Raw genomic sequence first — 24659 nt, 5'->3', positions numbered from 1 at the left:
AGAGATGTGTCGGATTGTGGTCGGCTGTGTCTTCTTTTGTGAAGGCGAGTATCCGGAACGTTATGACGAGATTTCGAACCGTTGTAGATCGCCAGGCAGCCGCGAACCGAGCGGCGCCATGTCGCCGTCGGCCCCGTGGCGGGCCAGAAGATCCAGAGCGAGCCGGCCGCGCCGCACGCGTTCCTTGGCCGTGGTCAGGGTCAGCTCCCGCATGTGGTGCCCGTAGGGGTAGATTCCGGGCGCCTTCGACAGGCCGAACTTCAGGTAGAGCGGTGCGCCGCGCCGGATGAGCTCGGCGACCTCGTACATCCGGACGTAGCCGCCGAGGTCGTCGGGGGCCTCGATGTACATGTCCATCGGAGCGCCGGAAACCCGGCGGATCTCGGTGAGGTGATCGAGCGTCAGGTCGCTCGGCACGTTGACCGAGTCGGCGCCGAGCCGCTCGTACACCGCGTACGCCGCCGGGTTGACCGGCCCGATGAGCGCACTCACCTTGAGGGTCGTGTCGGCCGGGATGATGCCGGCGGCTCTCGCCCGGTGCAGCGTCCACAGCACGCCCTCGTCGGCGACGAGCAGGCACTTGACGCCCAACTCCGTTGCCCGGACGGCGTCTTCGACACTTCCGGCGACGGCGTCGTGGCCGCGGGCGCGCAGTCCGGCCCCCCGCGAGTCGGTGCGCGTCGAGCCGCCGATGTCCCACGTGCCGCGCGGGCCGGTGAACAGACAGAGCTCGATGTCGCGCTCGCCGGTCGCCTCGACCATCTCGGTGATCTCGGCGTCGGTCAGCATCCACACGCCGCTGCCCTGGCTGATCCGGTGGATCGGCACGTCCAGTCGCGAGGCCTCCTTCAGGACCACCGCCAGCGCCTCGGGACCCTCGCACGAGGGGATCTCGGTGCGCCAGCGGCCGCCGCCGGGGAAGGAGTGCGGCGAGGCGTCGGCGGGGTCGAGGGCGGGCGCGTTCAGGCCCAGCGTGGTGAGCGCCTGCTCACCGGGCCTTCGGGCTGCCGTGGCGGAAGCGTCGGTCACAGGAATGTCCTTTGGTTCGATATTTCGGACGAAGTTCGCGGCTCTGGGTACGGCAAGGCTGGGTGTACGCCGGTACGGGGAGCCGTCAGGTCGCCCCCGTACCGGCGTACGTCTAGGGGCGGAGCAACACCTTGCCCACCTTCGGATCGCCGGCTCCCACCAGCTCGATGGCCTGCGAGAACTCGGCGAGCGGCAGCTCGTGCGTCACCAGCGGCAGCGGGTCGAGCAGACCGGCGGCGAACACCCGCACCGTGTGCGCCCAGGCGTCCGGCGGAGCACCGAAGACGGTGTGCACCTCCAGCTGCCGTACGACGAGATCGGTCGGGTCGAGGCCGTCGGCGCCCGGCGCCGGGATGCCGGTCAGGACCAGCCGGCCGCCGCGCCGGAGCAGGGCGGCGGAGATCCGGGCGGCGTCCGCGGACCCGGCCGTCTCGATCACCACGTCGAAGTCGTCCGGGAGCTCCTGGTCCTTCGTCCGGAAGTCCGTCGCGCCGTACTGCCGCGACAGTGCCTCACGGTCCCGGCGGGTGCCGACGACCAGCAGCTCCGCCGGCGAGTTCGCCTTCAGGAACTGCACGGCGAACATGCCCAGCGTGCCGGTGCCCACCACGGCGACGCGCTCGCCGGGCTGCGCGTTCCCCTTCAGCGCGGCCGCCGCGATGCACGCGGCGGGTTCCAGGAGGGCCGCGGCCGTGAGGTCGCAGTCGTCCGGGAGGGCGTGCAGGAGACGGGCGGGGAGCGTCAGCGTGGTCGCCATCGCACCCGGCTGGGTGAACCCGGTCTCCTCGTAGCCGGCCGTGCACAGGGTCGTGTCGCCCGCGTGGCAGCGGTCGCAGACCTGGCAGTTGCGGAAGCCCTCACCGACGACCTTGCGGCCCACGAGGGACCCGGGGACACCGGCACCCACCGCCTCGACCGTCCCCGACCACTCGTGGCCCGGGGTGAGCGGGTAGCGCACGTAGCCCTCGGGGCGGTTGCCCTGGTAGACCTCGCGGTCGCTGCCGCAGATGCCGGAGGCGTGGACACGGACGAGCGCCTCGCCGGCCTCGGGCTGCCGGGGCTCGTGCGGGACGAGACGGTGCTCGCCCGGGGTGTCGATCACTACGGCGGTGCTCACGTCGCTCCTGGGAGTTTCGAAGCTTTCGGTTGCCGGGTCCGGGTTTCCGGGGGCCGGACGGTCACTGGGAGCCCTTGGGCTTGCGCTGCACCCAGCCCTCCGCCCACAGGTCGAAGCGGGCCTGCTGCTGGGGGAACTCGGCGGCGGCGTCGACGTCCAGTTCCACGCCGAGCCCCGGGGCGTCGGAGAGGCGGAAGCAGCCGTCCTCCGGGTTCACCTGCGGGGCGCCCTTGACCACCTTCTTGATCTCCGCGTCCGCGAAGTCGTTGAAGTGCTCAAGGATCTTGAAGTTCGGGGAGGTGAACCCGACCTGGAGGGACGCGGCGGTCAGGACCGAGCCACCCACGTTGTGGGGAGCCACCAGCATGTAGTGGGTCTCGGCCGTCGCGGCGAGCTTCCGGGTCTCCCAGATTCCACCGATATGGCCGACGTCCGGCTGGATGATGTCCACGGCCTGGCTCTCGAACAGCTCGCGGAACTCGATCCGGTCGTGGATGCGCTCGCCGGTGGCGACCGGCATGTCGACCTTGGCGGCGACCTTCTCCAGGGCCTTGAGGTTCTCCGGCGGGACCGGCTCCTCCAGCCACGCCGGCTTGAACGGCGCGAGCTCCTTGGCCAGGCGGACGGCCGTGGCGGGGGAGAAGCGGCCGTGCATCTCCAACATCAGCTCGGCCTCGGGGCCGATGGCGTCCCGGACCGCCTCGATCAGGGAGACGGCGTACAGGGTGTCCTTGTGGTCCAGCTCGAAGTGGCCGGTGCCGAAGGGGTCGATCTTGAGCGCCCGGTAGCCGCGCTCCATGACCCCCTGGGCCGCCTTGTGGTACGCCTCCGGGGTGCGCTCGGTGGTGTACCAGCCGTTGGCGTACGCCTTGACCTTGTCGGTGACCTTGCCGCCCAGCAGCTGCCAGACGGGGACGCCGAGGGCCTTGCCCTTGATGTCCCAGCAGGCCATCTCGATCACGGCGATACCGGACATCACGATCTCGCCCGCGCGGCCGTAGTCGCCGTACTTCATCCGCTTGACGAGGTCCTCGACAGCGAAGGGGTCGGAGCCGAGAATGTGATTGGCCTCGGCCTCCTTCAGGTAACCGAGAAGGGCGTCGGTGTGTCCCAGCATCCGGGTCTCGCCGACTCCGGTGATGCCCTCGTCGGTGTGCACCTGGACGTACGTCAGGTTGCGCCACGGCGTCCCGACCACGTGTGTGCTGATTCCGGTGATGCGCACGGCGGTTGTCCCTCGCAGCTTCGTCGGCTCAGTTCTGTCAATCATTCAGTTCGACCGTGTTCGAGATTTCGGCACACGTTCGAAATGCTGGCGTGACAGTAAGGACGTGGCGGTGGGAGTGTCAATGGGTCGCGCGCATAACGGTTTCGACAGTTTCGAAACCGCGGGGGCGGCGTGTCCCTACAGAACCTTCACAGCTGGATCTAGGAACGTTACCGGCGCGGAACTTAATCTTCCCGCGTCATGGACTACTGCGACCCGTGCCGACGGCACCTCAACGGCGCGCTCGCCTGCCCCGGGTGCGGCACCTCAGCCGATGCGCTGCGCTGGCGTGAGCCGGAGTACGGCGGGTACGAGGCTGTTCCCGAGGGCCGCGAGGGCGATCACGACGGGCCGGACGGCTCGGACCGGCCGGACGTGTCGGACCGGTCCGACGACGACCGCGACGACGACGGTGAGCCGTCGGGGCGTGCTGCCCGACGGCGTGGGCGTGGACGTGAGCATGGGTCGGTCGCCGATGGCCCGGGTGGCGGGACGAGCCGGCGGGACCGGAAGGCCGCGGCGCATCGTCGGCGGCGGCGCCGGACGCTGTTCGTCGCGGCGGGGTTCGTGCTGGCGGCGGGTGGACTGAGCCTCGCGGAGCTCGGCATGGACGCGCCCAAGTCGACGCCGAAGCCGGCGGCGGCCGAGGGCGAATCGGCGGACGGCGACGCGTCGACGGAGGCGGGCGAGACGGGCGGCCTCCCGAGTGACGAGGCGTCAAGGACTCCTTCTCCGGATGTGTCTGATTCCCCGTCGGCTTCCAAGTCCCCGAAGGCCGACAAGTCCAAGGATGCCAAGGACGCCGAGACGCCGAAGGACTCCGACCCGACCTCGGCGGACACGTCCCCCACCCGCCCGACATCGGCCCCTACGGCCGCCCGGCCGGTCCCGGCCCCGACGCGAACCCCGGACCCGACGCCCGCACCCCCCAAACCGGAACCGTCCCCGTCGGAGACCTGCAACCGTTTGCTGTGGTGGTGCACGTAGCGCCGGGGTGAGGGCCCGCGCCATCGACCCTCGACCGATCGCCACCGAAGGTTTGCCGGATCGGCAACAACAGTGGCAGACCGGTGAGCCGGTGGGTGACGGTGGGCCCGTGACCGACAACATCGCAGCAGCATCGTCCGCGTCCGGAATCCCCTCGGTCTCCGACGGATACGTCGGAGACCCCGCAGTGCAGGCGGAGTGGGACGATCGGTACGCCGACCGGCAACAGTTGTGGAGCGGCCGGCCCAACGGCGCGCTCGTGGCGGAGGTCGCCGGGCTCACACCCGGGCGGGTACTCGACGTCGGCTGCGGCGAGGGCGCGGACGCCGTCTGGCTCGCGCGCCGCGGCTGGGACGTGACCGCGCTCGAGGTCTCGGGCATCGCGCTGGAGCGGGCGGCCGGGCACGCGCGGGACGCCGGCCTCGCCGTTCACTGGGTACACGCCGAACTCACCGAGGCGGCGCTCCCGCCGGCCTCCTTCGACCTGGTTTCCGCCCAGTACCCCGCCTTGCTGCGCACCCCCGACGCCGCGGCGCAACGAGCACTGCTCGCTGCCGTCGCGCCCGGCGGCGTGCTGCTGGTCGTACACCACGCGGGGATGGACACCCAGCAGGCGCACGACAGCGGCTTTGATCCGGCTGACTACGTCTGGCCCTCGATGGTCATCGACGCACTCGACGACGACTGGAAGGTGGAGGTGAACGAACAACGGCCACGCGTGGCACCCGACGGCGGCGCCGGCGCACACCACACCGACGACCTGGTGCTGCGCGTGCGCCGGCTGCGCTGAGTTTATGGCCCCGTCGACTCGGCAATCTTTGGCTCTGTCCGCCGGACCATGGCCGAGGCAGGGTGGGAGGACCTCGAACTCTGTGGAGGCCTCCTTGAGCATCGCGTTCCTGCTGACCACCTTGGTCGTGGTGGTCACCCCCGGCACCGGTGTGGTGTACACCCTGGCTGCCGGGTTGTCCCACGGCCGGCGGGCGAGCGTGGTCGCCGCCCTCGGCTGCACCCTCGGCATCGTGCCGCATCTGGTGGCGACGATCACCGGGCTCGCCGCGCTGCTGCACACCAGCGTCGTCGCCTACGAGGTGGTGAAGTACCTGGGTGTCGCCTACCTCCTGTACATGGCGTGGGCGACGCTTCGCGACAAGGAGGCGCTGTCCGTCGAGGGTGAGGCCGAGCCGCGGCCGGCGGCCCGTGTGATCGTTTCCGGGGTTCTGATCAACCTTCTCAACCCGAAGCTCACGATCTTCTTCGTCGCGTTCCTGCCGCAGTTCGTGCCCGCCGACGAGCCCGGCTCCCTTGGAGCGATGCTCCGGCTCAGTGCCGTCTTCATGGCGCTGACCTTCGTCGTCTTCGCCGCGTACGGGATGTGCGCCGCCGCCGTACGACATCGCGTGCTGGCCAGGCCGAGGGTGATGACCGGCATCCGCCGGGGGTTCGCCGCCTGCTTCGTGGGCCTGAGCGCGTGGCTGGCGGTGGGATGAGATGCGCTTCCGACACGCGGACGCGATCTGGTCCGACCACCCCGGGCTCGCCGCCGGTGCGCTGTGGGCCACCGGCGTCGATGCCGCCGCCGATGTCGGCGCGCGCGTCGCTGAATACACGGCCCGTGCCACGGCGCGGCTGGCCGGTTACGGCGAGAGCGAGTTCCCCGAAGTGCTGGCCTGGCGGCGGGCGTTCTCCCGGATGGGGCTCAAGCCGACGCAGTACCGCTGCGCCTCGGAGTCGCTGCTGCGGCGGCTGAGGAAGGAGGGAGAACTGCCGCGCATCCATCCGGTGGTCGACCTGTGCAACGCGATGTCGGTCGCCTACGCGGTGCCGGTGGCGGTCCTCGACGCGGACCGCATCGCCGGCCCGCTGCTGGAGGTGCGCCACGCCTGCGGCGACGAGCAGTACACGACCTTCGGTGGCGGCACCGAGCACCCCCGCCCCGGCGAGGTGATCTTCGCCGACGGCGCCGGACATGCGCACGCCCGCCGCTGGACCAACCGGCAGAGCGGCCACTCCGCCGTAGGTGAGCGCACGAGCCGGATCCTGGTGGTGGCGGAGGCCATGCACGACGGCGGAGCCGAGCTCGTGCCGGAGCTGTTGAAGACGGTGGCCGAGGAACTGGCCGCGCACTGGCCGACCGACCCCGCGGCGACCGTTCTCACCCCGTCCTCACCGGAATTCGTCTTTGGTGACTAGGCCCTTGGCGAGCACGCGGAGGCCGCGGTGGCGTATGACACCATCGGCCCGGTGAACGAGGGGAGACAGGGAGCGCACGGGACGGCCGACGTACCCATGACGCCAGCCGCGTCGGCGGACTGCGGATCCCCGGCCTACGGCTCCGATTTCCTGCAGCTCGACGCCGGTGACGCACCCGTCGGCGGCAAGGCGGACTGGCTGGCCCGGCGGCTGCGGCAGGCGATAGCCGACGGCCAGTTGACGGTGGGCAGCAGGCTGCCGCCGACCCGGGTGCTGGCCGCCGAACTGCGCGTGTCACGCGGGGTGGTCACCGAGGCGTACCGGCGGCTCGCCGAGGACGGCCACGTCGAGGGGCGTCGGCGCGGTGGGACGGTGGTGGTCGCGGCGCCTCCTGTCCAGCCGTCGGCGCCCGGCGGGACCAGGCGGTGCCGGGACCAGGCGCCCGTCACCGCCGACCGTGCCGTGCCGGCCACGCTGTTCGCCGGTGAACCCGATGCCGACGTCTTCGACGCGCTGCGCGCCGCCCGCGCGCGCATCGACTTCACCCCCGGCCAGCCCGACCTCACCGCGTTCCCCCGCGCGGCCTGGCTGCGCGCCGAACGGGCCGTGCTCGCCCAGCTGTCCGCCGAGAACCTCGGCTACGGCGATCCCCGCGGAGCCCCACAACTGCGCCGCGCCGTCGCGACCTGGCTGGCGACCAGCCGCGGCATCCGGGTGGAGCCGGACGAGGTGCTGGTCGTCGCCGGCACCGCGCAGGCCCTCACGCTGCTGCACCCCGTGCTGCGGGCGGACGGCATCGACAGCGTCGCGGTCGAGGACCCCGGCTCGCTCGGCACCCGCCAGCACTTGCAGAACGGGGCCCTGGCCACCCCACCGGTACCGGTCGACGACGGTGGAGTGCGCGTCGACGCACTGCGCGCCACCGGTGCCCCCGCGGTGCTGCTCACGCCCGCTCACCAGTTCCCCACCGGCGTCGTGACGAGTGGCGAGCGCCGCCGCGAGCTGATGCTCTGGGCGAAGGACGGCGGGTTGATCATGGAGGACGACTACGACGCGGAGCATCGCTACGACCGGCCGCCGGTGGCTGCGCTGCGGGCACTGCTGGCCGACCAGGTGTGCTACATGGGCAGCGTGTCCAAGCTGCTCGCGCCCGCGCTGCGGATCGGCTGGGTGATCCCGCCGCCCCGCCACCTCGACGCACTGACCGACGCGAAACGCTTCACCGACCTGGGCAACGCCGTGCTGCCGCAGCTGGTGCTCGCCCGGTTGATGGAGTCCGGCGACCTGGAGCGGCACCTGCATCTGCTGCGCGGCCGTCACCGGCGGCGCCGCGACGCGATGATCGACGCCATCACCGAGCACCTGCCGGGCGCGGTCGTGCACGGCGCGGCGGCCGGCCTGCACCTCACCGTCACGTATGCGCCGGAGGTGCCTGACACCGAGCTCGCCGCCGCCGCGCTCACCCGGGGCGTGAAGTGCCAGCCGCTGTCGTGGCACCGGCAGCTGCCCGGCCGCCCCGGCCTCGTCCTCGGCTACGCGGCCACCCCGCCGGGGGCCATCGCCGAAGGAGTGGCGGCGCTCGGCGAGGCGCTGCGCGAGCTGGCCTGACGCCACCACCCCAGCCTCACCCCAACATCCCCCGCAACGCATCCCGCAGCGCCACCCTCTCCCCCTCCGAAAGCCCGGCCAACGGCTCCCGAGCGAACCGCAGCGACTCCCGCAGGCTCCGAGCCACCCGCCGCCCCTCACCCGTCGCCGCCGCCACCTTCACCCTCCGGTCCGCGGGATCCGGCCGCCGCTCCACCAGCCCCCGCGCCTCCAGCCGGTCCACGATCCCCGTGACATTCGACGGCTCGCACTTCAACCTCTGCGCAAGCCTCCGCATCGGCAGCGGCTCGAGGCACAGCAGGCTCAGCAACCGCGCCTGCGCCCCGGTCAGCGCATGTTCCGCCGCCGCGTCCTCGTAGTCCTGATGGAACCGCGCCACGACCTCCCCTATGAGCTCGACGACCTCAAGGGTCAGCGGATCGGGGCGGTGGCTGTGCTGGGAGGTGGATGTGGTGGAGGCCATGAAATCGAGGGTACCCGGTTATTTGACAACCTGAAATTTTCAGGAGCATGGTTGTTTCAGGTACTGAAACATCCGCATCGAGCCAATCGAGTCAGTGGAAAGGCGCATCATGACCGACACCTCCGTCCTCCCCGCCGTCAGCCGCGAGTGGCACCTTGTCAGCCGCCCCGTCGGCTGGCCGAAGCCCGAGGACTTCGCCTTCGTCGAGGCGGAGGTTCCGCAGCCGGGTGAGGGGCAGGTCCTCGTGCGGAACAAGTACCTCTCCGTGGACCCGTACATGCGCGGCCGTATGAGCGACGCGAAGTCCTACGTCGCCCCCTTCGAGGTCGGCAAGGTCATGCAGGGCGGTGCCGTCGGCGAGGTCGTGGCCTCCAACGCGGAGGGCCTGGCCGTGGGTGATCACGTGCTGCACTTCCTCGGATGGCGCGAGTACGCCGTCGTGGCCGCGAAGAACGCCGTCAAGGTGGACCCGGACGCCGCGCCGCTGTCGACGTACCTCGGCGTGCTGGGCATGACCGGGCTCACCGCCTACGCGGGGCTGCTGCGGGTGGCCTCCTTCAAGGAGGGCGACACCGTGTTCGTGTCCGGTGCCGCCGGTGCCGTGGGCGGCCAGGTCGGGCAGATAGCCCGACTGAAGGGTGCCTCGCGGGTCATCGGGTCCGCCGGGTCGGAGGAGAAGGTGAAACTGCTCGTCGACGAGTACGGCTTCGACGCCGCCTTCAACTACAAGGCCGGGCCCGTGAACGAGCAGCTGCGTGCCGCCGCTCCCGACGGGATCGACGTGTACTTCGACAATGTGGGTGGCGATCACCTGGAGGCCGCCCTCGGCGCGCTCAACGAGGGCGGGCGGATCGCCGTCTGCGGGATGATCTCCGTGTACAACAACACCGAGCCCGCTCCTGGGCCCAAGAACCTCGCCCGGCTGATCGCGACCCGTGGCCGCATGGAGGGGTTCGTCGTGACCGACCACTACGACCTTCAGCCGCAGTTCGTGCAGGAGGTCGCCCCCTGGGTCGCCTCCGGTGAGCTGAAGTACCGCGAGACCGTCGTCGAGGGCATCGAGAACAACCTCGAGGCGTTCCTGGGTGTACTGCGCGGCGACAACACCGGGAAGATGATCGTCAAGCTCTGACGTGTGTCCCTACTCGAAGGCCACCCGCGGGAACATCACCGTGACGCTGGTCTGACGAGAGTCGTTGCGTACGCGGAGGCCGCACCCTTGGACGTGGGGTGCGGCCTTCGCCCGTGCCCGGGGGTCACAGGGCGAGCGCCGCCTTGTGGATCGCCAGCGCCAGGCGGTCGTTCTCCGGGGCCGCGCCGCCCGGGAAGGCGAAACGGCGGCGCGTGTAGCCGTACGCGAGGCCGCTCCACGGGTCCGCGAAGGCCTGTGAGCCGCTCGCGCCGCTGTGTCCGATCGTCCCGGCGCCGAGGAACGGGTGCCACGCGTCGGCCGTGATCTGGAAGCCGAGGCCGAACGACTTGTGGGCACGTGCCACCAGGTCGTAGCCGACCGAGTGGAACTGGCCGAACTCCGCCACCGTGTCCGGCTTCAGCAGCGGCGCCTGCCCGCCCACCTCACTGATCGCCGCCGCGTACATCCCGGCCAGGCCCCGCGCCGACGCCACCCCGCCCACCGAGGCCGGGCCCTTGGCGCGGATCAGCGGCATGTTGGGCAGCGAGGCGAGGTCGGTCGGTTCCGTGGCGTTGCGGTTGAAGGCGATCGAGGTGAGCGAGTGCGGACCCGTGGGCGTCGCGTCGAGGAGGGTCTGCTGCTCCGGGGTCGGGTCCATCGGCTGGGTGGTGCGGAAGCGGGGCTCGTGGGGTGCGGGCAGGCCGAGGTGGAAGTCCAGGGCGTACGGGGTCCTGATCCGCTCCTGGTAGACCTCCTGGAGCGTGCGGCCCGTGGCACGGCGTACGACCTCGCCCACCAGGGCCCCGCTGACCAGCGCGTGATAGCCGAACGCCGTGCCGGGGCGCCAGAACGGCCGCTGGTCGGCGAGGCGTTCGGCGAGCTGGCGGTCGTCGGCCAGTTCCGCGAGGGTGAAGCCGGTGTCCGTGCCGACCACGCCGGCCCGGTGCGCGAGCAGGTCGCGCAAGGTCAGGGCGCCCTTGCCCTCGGCCGCGAACTCCGGCCAGTAGTACGTCACCTTGCGGTCCAGTTCGAGCGTGCCGTCCTGGACGAGGAGGGCCACGACCAGGTAGGCGGCGCCCTTCGTGGACGAGAACACCCCGTAGAGGGCGTCCGCGTCGGTCCCCGCCCACAGGTCGACCACCTTGCGGCCGTGGACGTAGGCGCACAGCTGGCCCTCGTAGTCGGGGCGCTCCCCGGCCACGAACGCGGCGAACTCCTCGCGCACCCCCTGGAAGCCGTCGGCTACCGTGCCGTGGATCTCCTGCGTCATCCGCTCTCCTCAACTGAACCGCTGTGTGCCACTGTGAACAATGCCCGCGCCACCTGCGGGAATTCCCCCTTGGGGTGGTCTCGGAACAGTGGTTCGGTGCCGAACAGGACCGTCCGGCCGCCGCTGACCACCGAGGCCTGTCCCGCTGCCGCCGCGGGCCCGCCGGTGCCGTCCCGGAGCGGGCGCCAGTGCCCGGAGACGAGCGGGTTCCCGGTCGCGTACGACTGCTCCACCCGCACGCCGGGGCCGAGGCCGGTGAACCACAGCGGGGCGTAGACGAAGGCGTGCGCGGGAGCGTCGTGCGTGACGCGGCCGGTGTTCTGCGTCCGCACGACGCCGTTCGCGTCCGTGTTGCCCTCGACCGGCATGACGGCCAGCCGGTCCGCCGCCGCGTTCAGGGCAGCTCCCCTCGCGCCCCGGCCGACCAGGCCGTGGTCGTCGAGGAAGGCGTCCAGGGCCCTGCGGGCGGGGGCGGTCAGGGCGGCGTGGTCCAGGCCGGCGGACACGAACAGCACGTCCGTGCCGGACCAGTCGAAGCCCGCGTTCAGGACGGCCGTCGAGACCGGCGTGACATCGAAGTTCATCTCCCGCAGGGCGAACAGCTCACCCGGCGTGACGGCGGCGGCGACCCTCAGGCGGTGCAGGGGTGTGCCGCCGGTGAGGCGCGTCGCCGTGAAGGAGACGTCGTGCGTGCGGGCGGCCGCGATCGCCTCGCGGCGGGCCGACGCCGGGACGATCGCGCTGCCGTCCGGCCCCTGGCGTACCGCAACGCCCTGCCGGAGAAGGGAGTTGAGGGCCGCGATCTCGCGCGGATCGGTCAGGCGCAGGCGGAGGTTGCCGTGACCGGGCACATGGGCGACCGGTGCGGCCTCGGTGACCGGGCGCAGGGACGCGCCCCGCAGGCTGCCCGAGGGCACCTGCTCGACCGTGGCGCCCCACAGGCGGCCCAGGCTCCAGCCCGAGATGTCGTACATCACCGACACCTTGCCGCTGATGTCCCGCCCGTCGGCCAGCAGCGTGTTCGCCATGCCGCGCTTGGGCTGGTGCATGTCGACGACGTACGAGCCCCGGGGGTACGTCCGTCCGGCGAGCCGGAAGGGGCGCGTGGCGCGGCTGACGCGGACGTCGTTGGCGAGGAGGTGGTCGACGAGACGGGCCACCGCCGGGGCCGAGCGCTGGGTGCGGGAGTCGCCGGGCGGGATGACGTAGGCGCGCGGGAAGGTGGTCGTGTAGACGTCCTCCGGGCCGATGCCGGGGACACCGGGGACCGTCTCCGGTGACACCGGTACCTGCGGGGCGCCGGCCGCGCCGCGGCGGAAGACCTCGATCTGGTCGGTGAGGAGCGAAGTGCGGTGTTCCCGGACGTGGTCCAGGGTCGCGCGGATCGCCGCGCCCGCCACGGCCGTGTTGACGGCCGAGCGGCGGCGCAGCTCCGGGACGGGGAGTTCGTCGTACTCCTCGTTGTTCACCGCCAGCGGGATCTCCACCGTGTGCGCGGCGACCGTGCCGTGGAAGGCCGCGTACTGCGGGGTGAAGATCGGCGGCCAGTCGTCCCAGCCCTCCTCCTGGTCGCGGAACGGGATCTGGACCGGTTCGACGCCGTCCTTCGCGGCCGTGTAGCCGAGGGCGTTGACCGCGGACTCCATGCCGAGGGCGTTGGCATAGCTGTTCTTCAGGAACAGGTCGTACTCGTAGTTCTCGCCGTGCGGGGGAGTGGTGGGCTCGATGAGCGTGCCGTTCACGTAGCCGTGCAGGTCGAGCAGGACGGCCGGCTGCTTGTCCAGCTCGATCTGCCGCATCGCGCGGGTCTCGGGCTGCGAGGCGGTGACGAAGTCGCGGTTCAGGTCGAAGCCGTTCGCGTTCGCGCGGGTACCGGCGATACGGCCGTCCGGGTTGGCCGTGATGTTGAAGTACAGGCGGCTGTGCGCGAGGAGGTCGCGGGTCCTGGCGTCCTTCGCCGTCGCGAGCTGCTCGACGATCTTCAGGGAGGCGTCCGTGCCCTCCCACTCGTTGCCGTGGATGTTGCTGTTGACGAAGACCGGCGTCTTGTAAGAGTGCTTGATCCCAGGGGAGTTCGCGGCCGCCGCGGGCGCCTTCTCGATCAGCTCGCGCATGCGCTCCTGGGCGCGGGCCTGGCGGGTGGTCTCCGGGGCGGTGACGGTGACGAGGTAGAGGCGGTGGCCGCCGGCCGAGCGGCCGGTCACCTCCACGCTCACCCGGTCGCCGAGGCGTTGCAGGGCGTTCAGCTTCGGGGCGATCGCGTGGTACGGAGTCAGGCCCAGCTTCAGGGACTTGTCGCCGGGGTTCTCCGGGTCGGGGGAGAGGACCTGGCGGCGCGGATAGCCGCGGGCGGGCGCAGCGGTGGAGGTCTCGGCCGGTGTCTTCGCGGCCAGTGCGCGCCGGGCCGCGCTCGCGGGAGCCTCGGCCGCGCGGTCGTCCACGGCGGCACCCTCGCGGGTGACGGGCTTCGGGTCCGCGCGGGCGGCGTCGGGGCCCAGCAGAAGCGAACCCGCCGTGGCGAGCGTGACGGTCACGATCAGTACAGGTCTCGCAGGAACGGTTCTCGTGGTGCGCACGCGTACCTCCAACGGGGCTTCCTGAGATCGGTACGGCGAGGTGTACCGGTTCGACTCAACGGCAACAAGGCCGCCTTGGTGTCACCGGTGACCCGTACGGCCCTGTCGGGGAGTGGCTTGGCCTGCCCCGATAGGGTTTTCCCATGAGCGATCTCGGGGTGGGTTTCCGGTACCTGCTGAAGGGCCAGCGGTGGGTGGCCCGGCACGGCAAGCAGTACGGCTTCGGGCTGCTCCCGGGCCTGATCACCCTCGTCCTGTACGCGGCGGCGCTCGTCGCGCTGGCGCTGTGGGGCGAGGACGCCGTCGCCTGGGCCACCCCGTTCGCCGACGACTGGTCGAGCCCGTGGCTCGGGCTCTTCCGCGGCTTGTTGACCGCCGTGCTGTTCGCCCTCGCCCTGCTCCTCTCCGTCGTGACGTTCACCGCGGTGACCCTGCTGATCGGGCAGCCCTTCTACGAGAACCTCTCCGAGAAGGTCGACCGGGACGTGTCCCCGGACGGCCACGCCCCCGAGTCGGGCCTGCCGCTCTGGCGCGAGTTGTGGATCTCCGCCCGGGACAGCCTCCGGATCGTCGTCCGGGCCGCCCTGTGGGGCGTGCTGCTGTTCGCGTGCGGTTTCATCCCCGTCGTCGGCCAGACGGCCGTACCCATGATCGGGTTCTTCGTCACCGGGTTCTTCCTCACCGAGGAGCTGACCGCCGTCGCCCTCCAGCGCCGCAGCGTCGAACTGCGCACCCGCCTCGGTCTGCTCCGCTCCCGCAAGACCCTGGTCTGGGGCTTCGGCACGCCGCTGGCCGTGGCCTTCCTGGTCCCGTTCGTCGCGGTGTTCCTGATGCCGGGAGCCGTCGCCGGCGCCACCCTCATGGCGCGGGAACTGCTGGGTGAGGAGATCCGGGAGGGCGGCGAGGAGGGCGACGGGGCCGTCACGACTCCTCCGCAGCCACCCTCAGGATCGTCCTCACCTGCGCGATGATGTCCAGCCGGTTGCGCACGAACTCCGGGTCGGTGACCTCGGTGGTGTTCCCGGCGCCGAACTGCAGCACGGGCGTGTGCACATGCCCGCCCGGCAGGACGTCGTGCAGCCCCAGCCGGTCCCGCAGCAGCGTCGCCCGGTAGGCGATCTCGTTGGACAGGTAGTCACCGCCGCCGCCCGCGCGAGCGGTCGAGCAGGGGGTCGGGCCCTCCGGGCGTACGACGGGCTCGGTGCCGCCCGCCGGGATCTCGGTGACACTGGTGTTGTCGTACACCGGGAAACGGCCGGTGTCCGCGGCCACGATCGCGCGGTACGGCAGCGTGGTCGTCGTCCACTGGGGCTGTGAGGCCGGGTCGGTGACGGGGATCGTCTCGGTGCGGCCGACGTTGTCGTTGTCCCCGAAGCCGCCGCGCCAGGCCCCGTTGGTCCGCTCGATGTCGAACCGGCCGACCCGGCCCTGGCTCACGGTCATGAACAGATCCACCTTCTCGAGATGGGGCCGCAGGGTCCGCTCCACCGTCCCGTCCGTGAAGTCCCGCCAGCGCACCGGGAACACGGCCGTCTCGATCCGGGCCGGGCCGTCCGCCGTCTCGATCACCGTGCCGTCGAGGGCGAGCGCGGTGGCGCCGGACGGGTTGGAGATGCGGATGTCGCGGTCCAGGGTGAACGGGTCGAAGCCGGTGACCAGGATCCGCTTCAGGCCCTTGCCCTGCGGGATGGGGGTCCCCCCGCTCGAGCGAAGCCGAGAGTGGGGGATGACGGCCGTCTGGCCGCGCGAGGTGCGCTCCAGTTCGTCCAGCAGCGCGGCCCGCTGCCGGTCCGTCAGACCGAACTCCGGCTCCCAGGTGCGCACTTCACGCGTCATGCCGAGCCGCGCCCAGTACAGCGGCCGGTCGTCGTCCCGGCTGAGGCCCGCCCGCCGCCCGCCACCACCCTTCCAAGGAAGCGCTTCGCGCCCTTCATATCCCGCCGGGCCGCGTCCCTGCGCCCGGTCGACGGCCCGCCGCCACAGCGCCGACCCTTCGCGTATTACGACGCTGCGGGCCTCGGCATAGGAGCGGGCCGCGGTGAGCGTCCTCGCGAACTTCCCCGCCGTGGCGTCGAATCCGGAACGTCCGAGGATCTCCTGGGGCACGGCCCCATCGAGCCGCTGCTCCTCGACGGTGGGCGAGGGAGCGGTGTCGGCCGTCGCCGTGGTCGTGGGCGCAGCCAGCCCCGCCAACAGGGCCAGCCCGAGCACGCCGATCCGAACGCGTATGGAAGTCAAGGCAGTTCAGGTCCTTCTGTCGCCGTGGGGAAGCGCTGATACCGAACGGCGGCAGTATCGCGTGACAGAAGTGGTCTACGCCATGGGGTGCGGCTCAGGAGGGCGACATCAGCATGGCGAGGTCCGTAGCCGTGGAGGGCCGTTCACTCCTCGCCCAGCAACCCCAGGAAGTCCCGGAACGCCGCCGCCATGTCCACCGACTCCGGGTCCAGCAACCACTGGTACTGCAGCCCGTCCATCACCGCGACCAGCAGGGGAGCCGCGCGCTCGGGCGTGAGGCCGTTCGGCAGCCGGTCGCCGTACTCGGTGCGCAGGACCGTCGCCATCGACTCCCGCACCCGGCCGTACCGCTCGGTGAAGTACGCCCGTGCCGGATGCCCCTCCGTCACGCTCTCGCCGAGCAGCGCCGAGAAGGTCTGGATGATGCCGGGCCGCATGGCGTTGTACTCGACGAGTGACGCGAGCAGATCGGTCCGCCACGGCCCGACGGGCACCGCGTCCCACTTGTCCCGCTCCTCCAGGACGGCCACGAGCAGCGCGTCCTTCGTCGGGAAGTAGTGCAGCAGGCCCTGCTGGGTCAGCCCGACCCGTTCCGCCACGGCGGCCAGGCTCGCCCCCCGGTAGCCGCGCTCGGCGATGACCTCCAGGGCGGCTCCGACGATCTCGGCGCGTCGTTCCGCGCTCCTCGTCCTGGCGTTCATGGCGTCACCGTACGGCATCTCGAACATCAAAACGTAACGCCAAGATAACGAAACCTACCGGCCTACAGGTGGCAGGTGCACGATGGGTAGGGCACCGAACGGACTTCAACGAGGAGGCACCGATGGCGGCACCGCAGGAAACGGCCGACGAGACCCGCGAGGCGGCCGTCGAGGCCGCCCTCCGCAAGCTCGACCTGGACGCCAGGGCCCGGTTGCTGGCCGGCCAGGACATGTGGTCCCTGCCCGCGCTGCCGGAGATCGGCCTGAAGTCCCTCGTCATGTCCGACGGCCCGATCGGCGTCCGCGGGGTGCACTGGAGCGCCGACGACCCGTCCGTCGCCCTGCCCTCACCGACCGCCCTCGCCGCCACCTGGGACCCGGGGCTCGCCCACCGGGCCGGCGTGCTGCTGGCCCAGGAGGCCCGCCGCAAGGGCGTCCACGTCCTGCTCGCCCCCACGGTCAACCTGCACCGCTCCCCGCTCGGCGGCCGCCACTTCGAGGCCTACAGCGAGGACCCGTACCTCACGGGGCGGATCGGCACCGAGTACGTCCGGGGCGTCCAGTCCGGCGGCGTCGGCACCACCGTCAAGCACTTCGTCGCCAACGACGCCGAGACCGACCGCCTCACGGTGAACAACCTCCTGAGCGAACGCGCCCTGCGCGAGCTGTACCTGGCCCCCTTCGAGGCGATCGTCGAGAACGCCCACCCCTGGGGCATCATGACCGCCTACAACACGGTCAACGGCACGACGATGACCGAGCACCACCACCTGGTCATCGAGGTCCTGCGCGGCGAGTGGGGCTTCGACGGGATCAACGTCTCCGACTGGACCGCCGCCCGCTCCACCACCGGCGCCCTCGCCGGCGGCCTCGACATCGCCATGCCCGGCCCGCGGACCGTCTACGGCGAGGCCCTCGCCCGCGCCGTACGGGACGGCCGGGCCGACGAGACCCAGGTCGACGAGGCGGTCCGCCGCGTCCTGCGCCTCGCCGCCCGCGTCGGCGTCCTGGAGGGCGCCGAACCGGCCGTCACCGACCTGCCCGGGCCCGTCCACGGTGAGTCGCTCGCCCGCGAGATCGCCCGCCGCTCCTTCGTCCTCGTCCGCAACGACAACGGCGCGCTGCCGCTGAAGCCCGGCAGGATCGCGCTGATCGGAGCCGCCGCCCGCGACGCCCGCGTCCTCGGCGGCGGCTCCGCCACCGTCTTCCCCGCCCGGGTCGTCTCCCCGCTCGACGGCCTCACCGCCGCCCTCCCCGACGGCAGCCTCACCTATGCCCTCGGCGCCGACCCGAACACCGAACTCCCCGTCGCCGGCCAGGGCTTCGAACTGCGCGCCGTCTGCCGCGACAGCGAGGGCACCGTCATCGGCACCCGCTCGGCCCCCAGCGGCCACATCCAGTGGATGGGCGACGACCTCCCAGGCGGCGTCACCCACGAAACCCTGGCGACCGTCGAGCTGGCGGGCACCTTCACCCCGCGCGAGACCGGCACGCACACCTTCGGCATCAAGGGCCTCGGCCCCTTCCGGCTGACCGTCGCGGGCACCACGTACTTCGACGACGTCCAGCGCCCCGCCGAGGACGGCGACCCCTTCGCGGCGTTCTTCGGCGCCCCCGTGCCCCACGCCCGGGTCGAACTGACCACGGGCGACCCGGTCGAGGTCTCCCTCACCTACACCGTCCCGCCGCCCAGCGACCACCCCATGCGGACCATCGGCTTCACCCTCGCCCACCAGGACCCGCAGCGCGACCCCGACGAGCTGATCGTTGAGGCCGCCGCGGCCGCCCGGGCCGCCGACACGGCCGTCGTCGTGGTCGCCACCACCGACCGCGTCGAGTCCGAGGGCTTCGACCGCACGGATCTGCGCCTGCCCGGCCGCCAGGACGACCTGGTCCGCGCCGTCGCCGCCGCCAACCCCCATACCGTCGTGGTCGTCAACTCCGGCTCCCCGGTGGAAATGCCGTGGCGCGACGACGTCGCCGCCGTGCTCCTCACCTGGTTCCCCGGCCAGGAGGGCGGCGCGGCCCTCGCGGACGTGCTCACCGGCACCCACGAGCCCGGCGGCCGCCTGCCCACCACCTGGGGCTCCCTGGCCGACGCCCCCGTCACCCAGGTCGTCCCGGTGGACGGCGAACTCCCCTACGACGAGGACGTCTTCATCGGTTACCGCGCCTGGGAGAAGCACGGCCGTACCCCCGCCTACCCCTTCGGCCACGGCCTCGGCTACACCGACTGGACCTACGAGTCGGTCGAGGTCGAAGGCGCCGCCGACGGGGCCACCGCCAAGGTCCGCCTCCGCAACACCGGCGACCGCCCCGGCCACGAGGTCGTCCAGGTCTACCTCGCCCCGAGCGAGCCCGGCCGCACCCGTCCGGCCCGCTGGCTGGCCGGCTTCGCGGGCGTGGACGCAGGACCCGGCGAGAGCGTCGAGGCGACCGTCGAACTGCCGCGCCGGGCCTTCGAGATCTGGGACGAGACGACCAAGTCGTGGTCGTTTGTGAAGGGTTCGTACGAGATCCAGGTGGGGCGCTCGATCACGGACCGCAGGATCACCGCGACGATTAACGTCTGATCCGGGACGAGTTCCCCACCGAGCAGCCCCGGTCCGGGACCTGACCCCTGGACCGGGGCTCGTGGTCCGCCCACCCGCGGGCGCTCAGCGCGTGCCGAACCCGTACACCGTCTCCGAGCGGTACACCTCGCCCGGCCGCAGCACCGTGCTCGGGAACTCCGGCCGGTTCGGGGAGTCGGGGAAGTGCTGGGTCTCCAGCGCGATGCCGTCGCCGGGCGCGAAGGGCTCGCCCAGATGGTCGGCGGTGTACAGCTGGAGTCCGGGCTCGGTGGTCGCCACCGTCAGCACCCGCCCGGACGCCGGGTCGTACAGCTCCGCGACCTCGGCCGGAACGTCCGTCAGACCCTTGTCGAGCACGAAGTTGTGGTCGTAGCCGGCGCCGACCTTGCGGGCCTCACGGAAGTCGAAGCGCGTGCCGGTCACGTCGTCCAGGCCGCCGGTCGGGATCAGGTCCGCGTCCACCGGCGTGTACCGGGAGGCGGCCAGCCGCAGCTCGTGGCCGCCGGCGTCGCCGGCACCGGCCAGGTTGAAGTAGCTGTGGTTCGTCAGATTCACCACGGTCGGCGCGTCCGTCACGGCCTCGTACACGATCCGCAGCGCCCCGCTCTCCAGCAGCGTGTACGTCGCCGAGACCTCCAGCCGCCCCGGGAAGCCCTCCTCCCCGTGCGGACTGATCCGCTCGAGCCGCACACCGTGCTCGACGGGCGTCCCCTCCCACACCCGCTTGTCGAACCCGCGCACTCCACCGTGCAGCGCGTTCGGCCCGTTGTTCGGTTCGAGTGCGTACGTCAGTCCGTCCAGCGGGAACCGGGCACCGGCGATCCGGTTGGCGTACCGCCCGACCAGGGCGCCGAGGTACGGATCCGGGTGAGTGAGATAGCCGTCGAGGTCGCCGAACCCCAGCACCACGTTCCCGGCCCGCGTGTCCCGGTCCGGCACCTCGACGGACTGCACGATTCCGCCGTACGACAGGATCCGCACCCGCACGCCCGCCCGTTCCAGGGTCCAGCGGTGCACCGCAGTGCCGTCGGAAAGTGTGCCGAAGAGTTCGTTCATGTGCGGAACTCTAAGTCAGGCCCTGGGTCAGGGGCGTTCCGCCGTGACGGTCCGGTACGCGATCTCCGCCAACCGGGCCTGTCCGTTCACGCTCGGGTGGAAGTAGTCCCAGCGGCTCAACTGGGCGGTGCCGAAGCGGTAGTCGTACACCGCGCCCCCGTCGTAGCGGCACCGCTCGTCCTCGGCGCAGACCTCCTTCAGGACCTTGTTGTAGTCCTCCACCCGCTTCTGCACCGTGTTCCGCCGCAGGTTCGCCGCCGAGTCCAGGGCGTCCGCGTCACCCAGCATCGACGGGCAGATGCCCAGCTGCCAGACCTGCTTGCCCATCGGGCTGGTGCGGCCCTCGGACCACAGCCGCTTCAGGTTCGGCACGCTCGCCACGAACACCTGGGCCTTGGGCAGCGCCTTGCGCAGGCTGCGCAGGGAGTCCTCGAAGTCGGCACGGAACTCGGTGACCGGGGTCATCGCCGAGGTGGTGGTCCGGCAGGCGTCGTTCGCCCCCACCATCACCGTCACCAGCTGGGGCTTTTGCCGTACCGCCTGGGCGATCTGCCCGGGCAGGTCCGCCATCCGCGCCCCGGTCACGGCGTAGTTCCAGCTCCGCTCCGCGGCCCCGGCCCGCCCCAGCAGCCGGACGGCGAGGGAGTCCACCTCGGGGCTCGCACCGGTCGCCCAGGACGCCTCGGGGCAGTCCTGCAGCACGTCACAGGCGTCGAAACCCCGCGTGATGGAGTCGCCCACGGCCGCGACGGAACTCGGGCTGCGGTCCCACAGGGGCGTGGGCTTGGGGGACGGCTTGGCGGTGCCGGACGGGGCGGGGGAGTCGCCCCCGACCGCGTCACACCCGGCGACACCCAGGGCAGCCGCCACGGCCACGGCAAGAACGACGCGTGAGCGGTGGCTTCGCTTCCGCATCCCTGGTCCTTCCCCTCGCCGCGCCGTGCCTGTCTCCCCAACCAATAACAACGCACGAGGGTTCCCGACCGATCAGGTGCAACGGCTCACACCCGTACAAGCGTCCCCCTGGGTGAATGGCGGGCGTTTCCCGGCACCGGGAGCGACCGTACGTCACACTCCTTGCGTCACCGCACGGTAGCCTCGCCATCAACGTGACCCGCCCGGTCACAGCCGTTCCGCCCGTTTCCAAGATGTCCCGCTCTGCCCGGAGGTTCCGGTGACGACACGTGGAGTTCTGTACGTGCACTCGGCGCCGCGTGCGCTGTGCCCGCACGTCGAGTGGGCCGTCGCCGGAGTGCTCGGTACGCGCGTCAGCCTGGACTGGATCCGTCAGCCCGCCTCCCCGGGCACCTGGCGCTCGGAGTTCTCCTGGCAGGGCCAGGTGGGCACGGCGTCGAAGCTGGCGTCGGCGCTGCGCGGCTGGCACCTCCTGCGCTTCGAGGTCACCGCGGAACCCTGTCCCACCGCCGAGGGCGAACGCTACAGCTGCACTCCCGACCTGGGCATCTTCCACGCCGTCACCGGCATCCACGGCGACATCCTCATCCCCGAGGACCGCCTGCGCGCCGCCCTGCAACGCAGCCAGCGCGGCGAAACGGACCTGGAGGCCGAGCTCAACAAGCTCCTGGGCAAGCCATGGGACGACGAGCTGGAACCCTTCCGCTACGCAGGCGAAGGCGCCCCGGTCCGCTGGCTCCACCAGGTGGTCTGATGACTTTTCAGCACGCGTGAAGGGCCCTCACCGAGCGGTGAGGGCCCTTCACGTCGTATGGGTGGGCAGCAGGCCTTCTCAGACCGTCCGGAACGCCAGCACCACGTTGTGCCCGCCGAACCCGAACGAGTCGTTCAGCGCCGCGATACGGCCTTCGACCGGCAGCTTCCGAGCCTCGCCCCGGACGACGTCGGCGTTCGCCTCGGCCTCGGGGTCGAGGTTCTCCACGTTGATCGTCGGCGGAGCCACCCGGTGGTACAGCGCGAGCACGGTCGCGACCGTCTCGACACCACCGGCTCCACCCAGCAGATGCCCGGTCATCGACTTGGTCGCGGACACCGCGATGTGGTCGGTGTCGTCACCGAACACCTTCCGCAGCGCCTTCAGCTCGGCGATGTCACCGGCCGGTGTTGACGTCGCGTGCGCGTTGACGTGCACGATCTCCGCCGGATCCAGGTCGGTGCGCTCCAGCAGGTTCTGCAGGGCGTGCGAGATGCCCCGCCCCTCCGGCTCCGGCTGCACGATGTCGTGGCTGTCGGCGGAGATGCCCTGCCCGACGGCCTCGGCGTACACCCGGGCACCGCGCTTGGCGGCGTGCTCGGCGGACTCCAGGACGACGACACCGGCGCCCTCGCCGAGGACGAAGCCGTCGCGGGCCACGTCGTAGGGACGCGACGCACCCTGCGGGTCGTCGTTGTTCTTGGACATCGCCATCATGTTGCCGAACGCGGCGATGGGCAGCGGGTGGATCGCCGCCTCCGTACCACCGGCGACGACGATGTCGGCGCGGCCGGTGCGGATCATCTCGATGGCGTAGCCGATGGCCTCGGCGCCCGAGGCGCAGGCGGAGACCGGCGTGTGCACGCCCGCCCGGGCACCCACGGCCAACCCCACGTTGGCCGACGGGCTGTTGGGCATCAGCATGGGCACGGTGTGCGGGGAGACGCGGCGGACGCCCTTCTCCTTGAGCACGTCGTACTGGTCGAGGAGCGTCGTCACGCCGCCGATGCCGGAGGCGATGACGGCGCCGAGCCGGTCCGGGTCGACGGCCGGGTCCTCGCCGGCCTTCGCCTCGAAACCGGCGTCCGCCCATGCCTCCTTGGCCGCGACCAGCGCGAACTGCGCCGAGCGGTCCAGTCGGCGGGCCTGCGGCCGGGGGATGACCTCGGTCGGCTCCACGGCTACCGGGGCGGCGATCCGGACCGCCTGCTCGGCGGCCCAGTCCTGCTCCAGGGGCTTGACGCCGGAACGTCCGGCGACCAGGCCCTCCCAGGTAGAGGCTACGTCGCCACCCAGCGGTGTGGTTGCGCCGATACCGGTGACGACCACGGTGCGATTGGTCGAGCTCACGGGAATTCTTTCTCCAACGGATACGAGGATTAAGCGGCGCCACCGCCGGGTGGCGGGGCAGTCAGCCCAGCGGCCTGATCGGTCGATCAGCCCTGGTGCTTGAGGATGTAGTCGGTCGCGTCGCCGACGGTCTTGAGGTTCTTGACGTCCTCGTCCGGGATCTTGACGTCGAAGCGCTCTTCGGCGGCGACGACGACCTCGACCATGGACAGCGAGTCGACGTCCAGGTCGTCGGTGAAGGACTTGTCCAGCTGGACGTCCTCAACCGGGATGCCGGCGATCTCGTTCACGATCTCGGCGAGACCGGCGACGATCTCTTCCTGAGTGGCGGCCATGTCGGCGCTCCTTCGTAGATGTTCCAGAGGGTGTGGCAGGTGTTGCTCCCGTACCGGACCGCATGATCCGGCACGGAGTGCCTAGGGGAGGGTAACGACAGTCGCGGCGTAGACGAGACCCGCCCCGAAGCCGATGACGAGCGCGGTGTCGCCGCTCTTCGCCTCGCCGGTCGCCAGGAGCCGCTCCATCGCGAGCGGGATCGAGGCGGCCGAGGTGTTGCCGGTGGTGCGGATGTCACGGGCGACCGTGACGTGCTCCGGCAGTTTCAGCGTCTTCACCATCGAGTCGATGATCCGCACGTTGGCCTGGTGCGGGATGAAGACATCCAGGTCGTCCACGGTGATTCCGGCCGCGTCCAGCGCCTGCTGGGCGACCTTCGCCATCTCGAACACGGCCCAGCGGAACACCGCCTGGCCTTCCTGGGTGATCGCGGGGAACTTCTCGACCGTCCCGTCGCGATAGTCCGTCCACGGCACGGTCTGCTTGATGGTGTCCGACTTGTCGCCCTCGGAGCCCCACACCGTCGGACCGATCTCGGGCTCCTGGGACGGGCCGACCACGACCGCGCCGGCACCGTCGCCGAACAGGAAGGCCGTGGCCCGGTCCTCCAGGTCGGTCAGGTCGCTCAGCCGCTCGACACCGATCACCAGGACGTACTCCGCCGAGCCCTCGACGATCATGCCCTTGGCGAGCGTGAGGCCGTAGCCGAAGCCCGCGCAGCCCGCCGAGATGTCGAAGGCGGCGGCCTTGTCGGTGCCCAGCTTGTCGGCGATCTCGGTGGCGACGGCCGGGGTCTGCTTGAAGTGCGAGACGGTCGAGACGATCACGCCGCCGATCTGCTCGACGGAGATGCCCGCGTCCGCGATGGCCTTCCCGGAGGCCTCCAGCGACATCGCGGCGACGGTCTCCTCGTCCGAGGCCCAGTGCCGCGTCTCGATGCCGGAGCGCGAGCGGATCCACTCGTCGGACGACTCGATCGTCTCCAGGATCACCTCGTTCGGCACGACCCGGGTCGGGCGGTAGCCGCCGACGCCGAGGATGCGCGCGTACGGGGCGCCCTTGCTGGGCTTGATCTTCGCCATGCTCTCCGGCTC

General features: G+C 71.4%; 22 protein-coding genes. 9 read left to right on the top strand and 13 right to left on the bottom strand.

Annotated features, from left to right (window positions below; genetic code table 11):
• Positions 1–60: 60 nt before the first annotated feature.
• The 3 genes from PV963_RS14120 to PV963_RS14110 form a co-directional block, all read right to left on the bottom strand.
• The gene (locus PV963_RS14120; RefSeq protein ID WP_274816029.1) at positions 61–1029 is read right to left on the bottom strand and encodes a hypothetical protein; all 969 of its coding nucleotides are present in this window, start codon (positions 1027–1029) and stop codon (positions 61–63) included.
• A gap of 112 nt (positions 1030–1141) precedes the next feature.
• Positions 1142–2146: a zinc-dependent alcohol dehydrogenase gene (locus PV963_RS14115; RefSeq protein WP_274816028.1), complete on the bottom strand. Its 1005-nt coding sequence runs from the start codon at positions 2144–2146 to the stop codon at positions 1142–1144.
• A 61-nt stretch (positions 2147–2207) separates the two neighbouring features.
• Entirely contained in the window at positions 2208–3371 is a 1164-nt protein-coding gene (locus PV963_RS14110; protein WP_274816027.1) for a mandelate racemase/muconate lactonizing enzyme family protein, read from the bottom strand.
• Between the two features lie 243 nt (positions 3372–3614).
• Between PV963_RS14110 and PV963_RS14105 the strand changes: the two genes are divergently transcribed.
• The 5 genes from PV963_RS14105 (at position 3615) to PV963_RS14085 (ending at position 8201) form a co-directional block, all read left to right on the top strand.
• Complete coding sequence (locus PV963_RS14105) at positions 3615–4400, top strand: SCO2400 family protein (protein WP_274816026.1); 786 nt, start codon at positions 3615–3617, stop codon at positions 4398–4400.
• Between the two features lie 109 nt (positions 4401–4509).
• Entirely contained in the window at positions 4510–5190 is a 681-nt protein-coding gene (locus tag PV963_RS14100; protein ID WP_274816025.1) for a class I SAM-dependent methyltransferase, read from the top strand.
• Positions 5191–5284: 94 nt separating this feature from the next.
• A complete protein-coding gene (locus PV963_RS14095; protein ID WP_274816024.1) occupies positions 5285–5890 on the top strand; it encodes a LysE family translocator in 606 nt (201 codons plus the stop codon).
• A 1-nt stretch (position 5891) separates the two neighbouring features.
• The gene (locus PV963_RS14090; RefSeq protein ID WP_274816023.1) at positions 5892–6593 is read left to right on the top strand and encodes a B3/B4 domain-containing protein; all 702 of its coding nucleotides are present in this window, start codon (positions 5892–5894) and stop codon (positions 6591–6593) included.
• Positions 6594–6689: 96 nt separating this feature from the next.
• A complete protein-coding gene (locus PV963_RS14085; protein WP_274822018.1) occupies positions 6690–8201 on the top strand; it encodes a PLP-dependent aminotransferase family protein in 1512 nt (503 codons plus the stop codon).
• A 16-nt stretch (positions 8202–8217) separates the two neighbouring features.
• Here the strand turns inward: PV963_RS14085 and PV963_RS14080 are convergent, their stop codons facing one another.
• Positions 8218–8664 (bottom strand): MarR family winged helix-turn-helix transcriptional regulator, encoded by a 447-nt coding sequence (locus PV963_RS14080; RefSeq protein ID WP_274816022.1) that lies wholly within the window; start codon positions 8662–8664, stop codon positions 8218–8220.
• A gap of 109 nt (positions 8665–8773) precedes the next feature.
• Here PV963_RS14080 and PV963_RS14075 point away from each other — a divergent pair, with 109 nt between their 5' ends.
• A complete protein-coding gene (locus PV963_RS14075) occupies positions 8774–9796 on the top strand; it encodes an NADP-dependent oxidoreductase (protein WP_274816021.1) in 1023 nt (340 codons plus the stop codon).
• A gap of 124 nt (positions 9797–9920) precedes the next feature.
• Here the strand turns inward: PV963_RS14075 and PV963_RS14070 are convergent, their stop codons facing one another.
• Both PV963_RS14070 and PV963_RS14065 read right to left on the bottom strand, forming a co-directional pair.
• Positions 9921–11066, bottom strand: a complete 1146-nt coding sequence (locus PV963_RS14070) for a serine hydrolase domain-containing protein (RefSeq protein ID WP_274816020.1) — start codon at positions 11064–11066, stop codon at positions 9921–9923.
• Positions 11063–13642, bottom strand: a complete 2580-nt coding sequence (locus PV963_RS14065; protein ID WP_274816019.1) for a M14 family zinc carboxypeptidase — start codon at positions 13640–13642, stop codon at positions 11063–11065. Before PV963_RS14065 ends, PV963_RS14070 begins: the two co-directional genes overlap by 4 nt.
• Before the next feature lie 143 nt (positions 13643–13785).
• Between PV963_RS14065 and PV963_RS14060 the strand changes: the two genes are divergently transcribed.
• A complete protein-coding gene (locus tag PV963_RS14060; protein WP_274816018.1) occupies positions 13786–14613 on the top strand; it encodes an EI24 domain-containing protein in 828 nt (275 codons plus the stop codon).
• Here PV963_RS14060 and PV963_RS14055 read toward each other — a convergent pair.
• Both PV963_RS14055 and PV963_RS14050 read right to left on the bottom strand, forming a co-directional pair.
• Positions 14564–15880: a pyroglutamyl peptidase gene (locus tag PV963_RS14055; RefSeq protein ID WP_274816017.1), complete on the bottom strand. Its 1317-nt coding sequence runs from the start codon at positions 15878–15880 to the stop codon at positions 14564–14566. The two genes, PV963_RS14060 and PV963_RS14055, sit on opposite strands and share 50 nt — an antisense overlap.
• Positions 15881–16023: 143 nt before the next feature.
• Complete coding sequence (locus PV963_RS14050) at positions 16024–16599, bottom strand: TetR/AcrR family transcriptional regulator (RefSeq protein WP_274816016.1); 576 nt, start codon at positions 16597–16599, stop codon at positions 16024–16026.
• Between the two features lie 104 nt (positions 16600–16703).
• Between PV963_RS14050 and PV963_RS14045 the strand changes: the two genes are divergently transcribed.
• A complete protein-coding gene (locus PV963_RS14045; RefSeq protein ID WP_274816015.1) occupies positions 16704–19154 on the top strand; it encodes a beta-glucosidase family protein in 2451 nt (816 codons plus the stop codon).
• An 84-nt stretch (positions 19155–19238) separates the two neighbouring features.
• Here the strand turns inward: PV963_RS14045 and PV963_RS14040 are convergent, their stop codons facing one another.
• Together PV963_RS14040 and PV963_RS14035 are read right to left on the bottom strand one after the other, a co-directional pair.
• Positions 19239–20210: an aldose epimerase family protein gene (locus tag PV963_RS14040; protein WP_274816014.1), complete on the bottom strand. Its 972-nt coding sequence runs from the start codon at positions 20208–20210 to the stop codon at positions 19239–19241.
• Positions 20211–20237: 27 nt separating this feature from the next.
• Positions 20238–21125, bottom strand: coding sequence for an SGNH/GDSL hydrolase family protein (locus tag PV963_RS14035; protein ID WP_274816013.1), 888 nt, complete (start codon positions 21123–21125; stop codon positions 20238–20240).
• Between the two features lie 259 nt (positions 21126–21384).
• On the opposite strand from PV963_RS14035, the gene PV963_RS14030 reads away from it, so the two are divergent.
• Positions 21385–21879, top strand: a complete 495-nt coding sequence (locus PV963_RS14030) for a DUF3145 domain-containing protein (protein WP_086601862.1) — start codon at positions 21385–21387, stop codon at positions 21877–21879.
• 78 nt (positions 21880–21957) lie between these two features.
• Here PV963_RS14030 and fabF read toward each other — a convergent pair whose 3' ends face one another.
• The 3 genes from fabF to PV963_RS14015 all read right to left on the bottom strand — a co-directional run bounded on the left by fabF (position 21958) and on the right by PV963_RS14015 (position 24647).
• Complete coding sequence (gene fabF / locus PV963_RS14025; protein WP_274816012.1) at positions 21958–23229, bottom strand: beta-ketoacyl-ACP synthase II; 1272 nt, start codon at positions 23227–23229, stop codon at positions 21958–21960.
• Between the two features lie 86 nt (positions 23230–23315).
• The gene (locus PV963_RS14020; RefSeq protein ID WP_003989952.1) at positions 23316–23564 is read right to left on the bottom strand and encodes an acyl carrier protein; all 249 of its coding nucleotides are present in this window, start codon (positions 23562–23564) and stop codon (positions 23316–23318) included.
• Positions 23565–23645: 81 nt separating this feature from the next.
• Positions 23646–24647, bottom strand: a complete 1002-nt coding sequence (locus PV963_RS14015; protein WP_274816011.1) for a ketoacyl-ACP synthase III — start codon at positions 24645–24647, stop codon at positions 23646–23648.
• Positions 24648–24659: the final 12 nt, after the last annotated feature.

This window comes from Streptomyces coeruleorubidus (assembly GCF_028885415.1).
GTDB classification, from domain to species: domain Bacteria; phylum Actinomycetota; class Actinomycetes; order Streptomycetales; family Streptomycetaceae; genus Streptomyces; species Streptomyces coeruleorubidus_A.
The sequence above is the reverse complement of the archived record's forward strand: the minus strand, read 5'-3'. Positions and strand labels throughout refer to the sequence as shown.

Excerpts from the sequence above, each read along its gene's own strand:
- PV963_RS14075 (WP_274816021.1), top strand. The coding sequence starts at position 8,774 with ATGACCGACACCTCCGTCCTCCCCGCCGTCAGCCGCGAGTGGCACCTT.
- PV963_RS14060 (WP_274816018.1), top strand. The coding sequence starts at position 13,786 with ATGAGCGATCTCGGGGTGGGTTTCCGGTACCTGCTGAAGGGCCAGCGG.
- PV963_RS14045 (WP_274816015.1), top strand. The coding sequence starts at position 16,704 with ATGGCGGCACCGCAGGAAACGGCCGACGAGACCCGCGAGGCGGCCGTC.
- PV963_RS14085 (WP_274822018.1), top strand. The coding sequence starts at position 6,690 with ATGACGCCAGCCGCGTCGGCGGACTGCGGATCCCCGGCCTACGGCTCC.
- PV963_RS14105 (WP_274816026.1), top strand. The coding sequence starts at position 3,615 with ATGGACTACTGCGACCCGTGCCGACGGCACCTCAACGGCGCGCTCGCC.
- PV963_RS14020 (WP_003989952.1), bottom strand. The coding sequence starts at position 23,564 with ATGGCCGCCACTCAGGAAGAGATCGTCGCCGGTCTCGCCGAGATCGTG.
- PV963_RS14070 (WP_274816020.1), bottom strand. The coding sequence starts at position 11,066 with ATGACGCAGGAGATCCACGGCACGGTAGCCGACGGCTTCCAGGGGGTG.
- PV963_RS14080 (WP_274816022.1), bottom strand. The coding sequence starts at position 8,664 with ATGGCCTCCACCACATCCACCTCCCAGCACAGCCACCGCCCCGATCCG.
- PV963_RS14040 (WP_274816014.1), bottom strand. The coding sequence starts at position 20,210 with ATGAACGAACTCTTCGGCACACTTTCCGACGGCACTGCGGTGCACCGC.
- PV963_RS14035 (WP_274816013.1), bottom strand. The coding sequence starts at position 21,125 with ATGCGGAAGCGAAGCCACCGCTCACGCGTCGTTCTTGCCGTGGCCGTG.
- PV963_RS14050 (WP_274816016.1), bottom strand. The coding sequence starts at position 16,599 with ATGCCGTACGGTGACGCCATGAACGCCAGGACGAGGAGCGCGGAACGA.
- PV963_RS14090 (WP_274816023.1), top strand. The coding sequence starts at position 5,892 with ATGCGCTTCCGACACGCGGACGCGATCTGGTCCGACCACCCCGGGCTC.
- PV963_RS14015 (WP_274816011.1), bottom strand. The coding sequence starts at position 24,647 with ATGGCGAAGATCAAGCCCAGCAAGGGCGCCCCGTACGCGCGCATCCTC.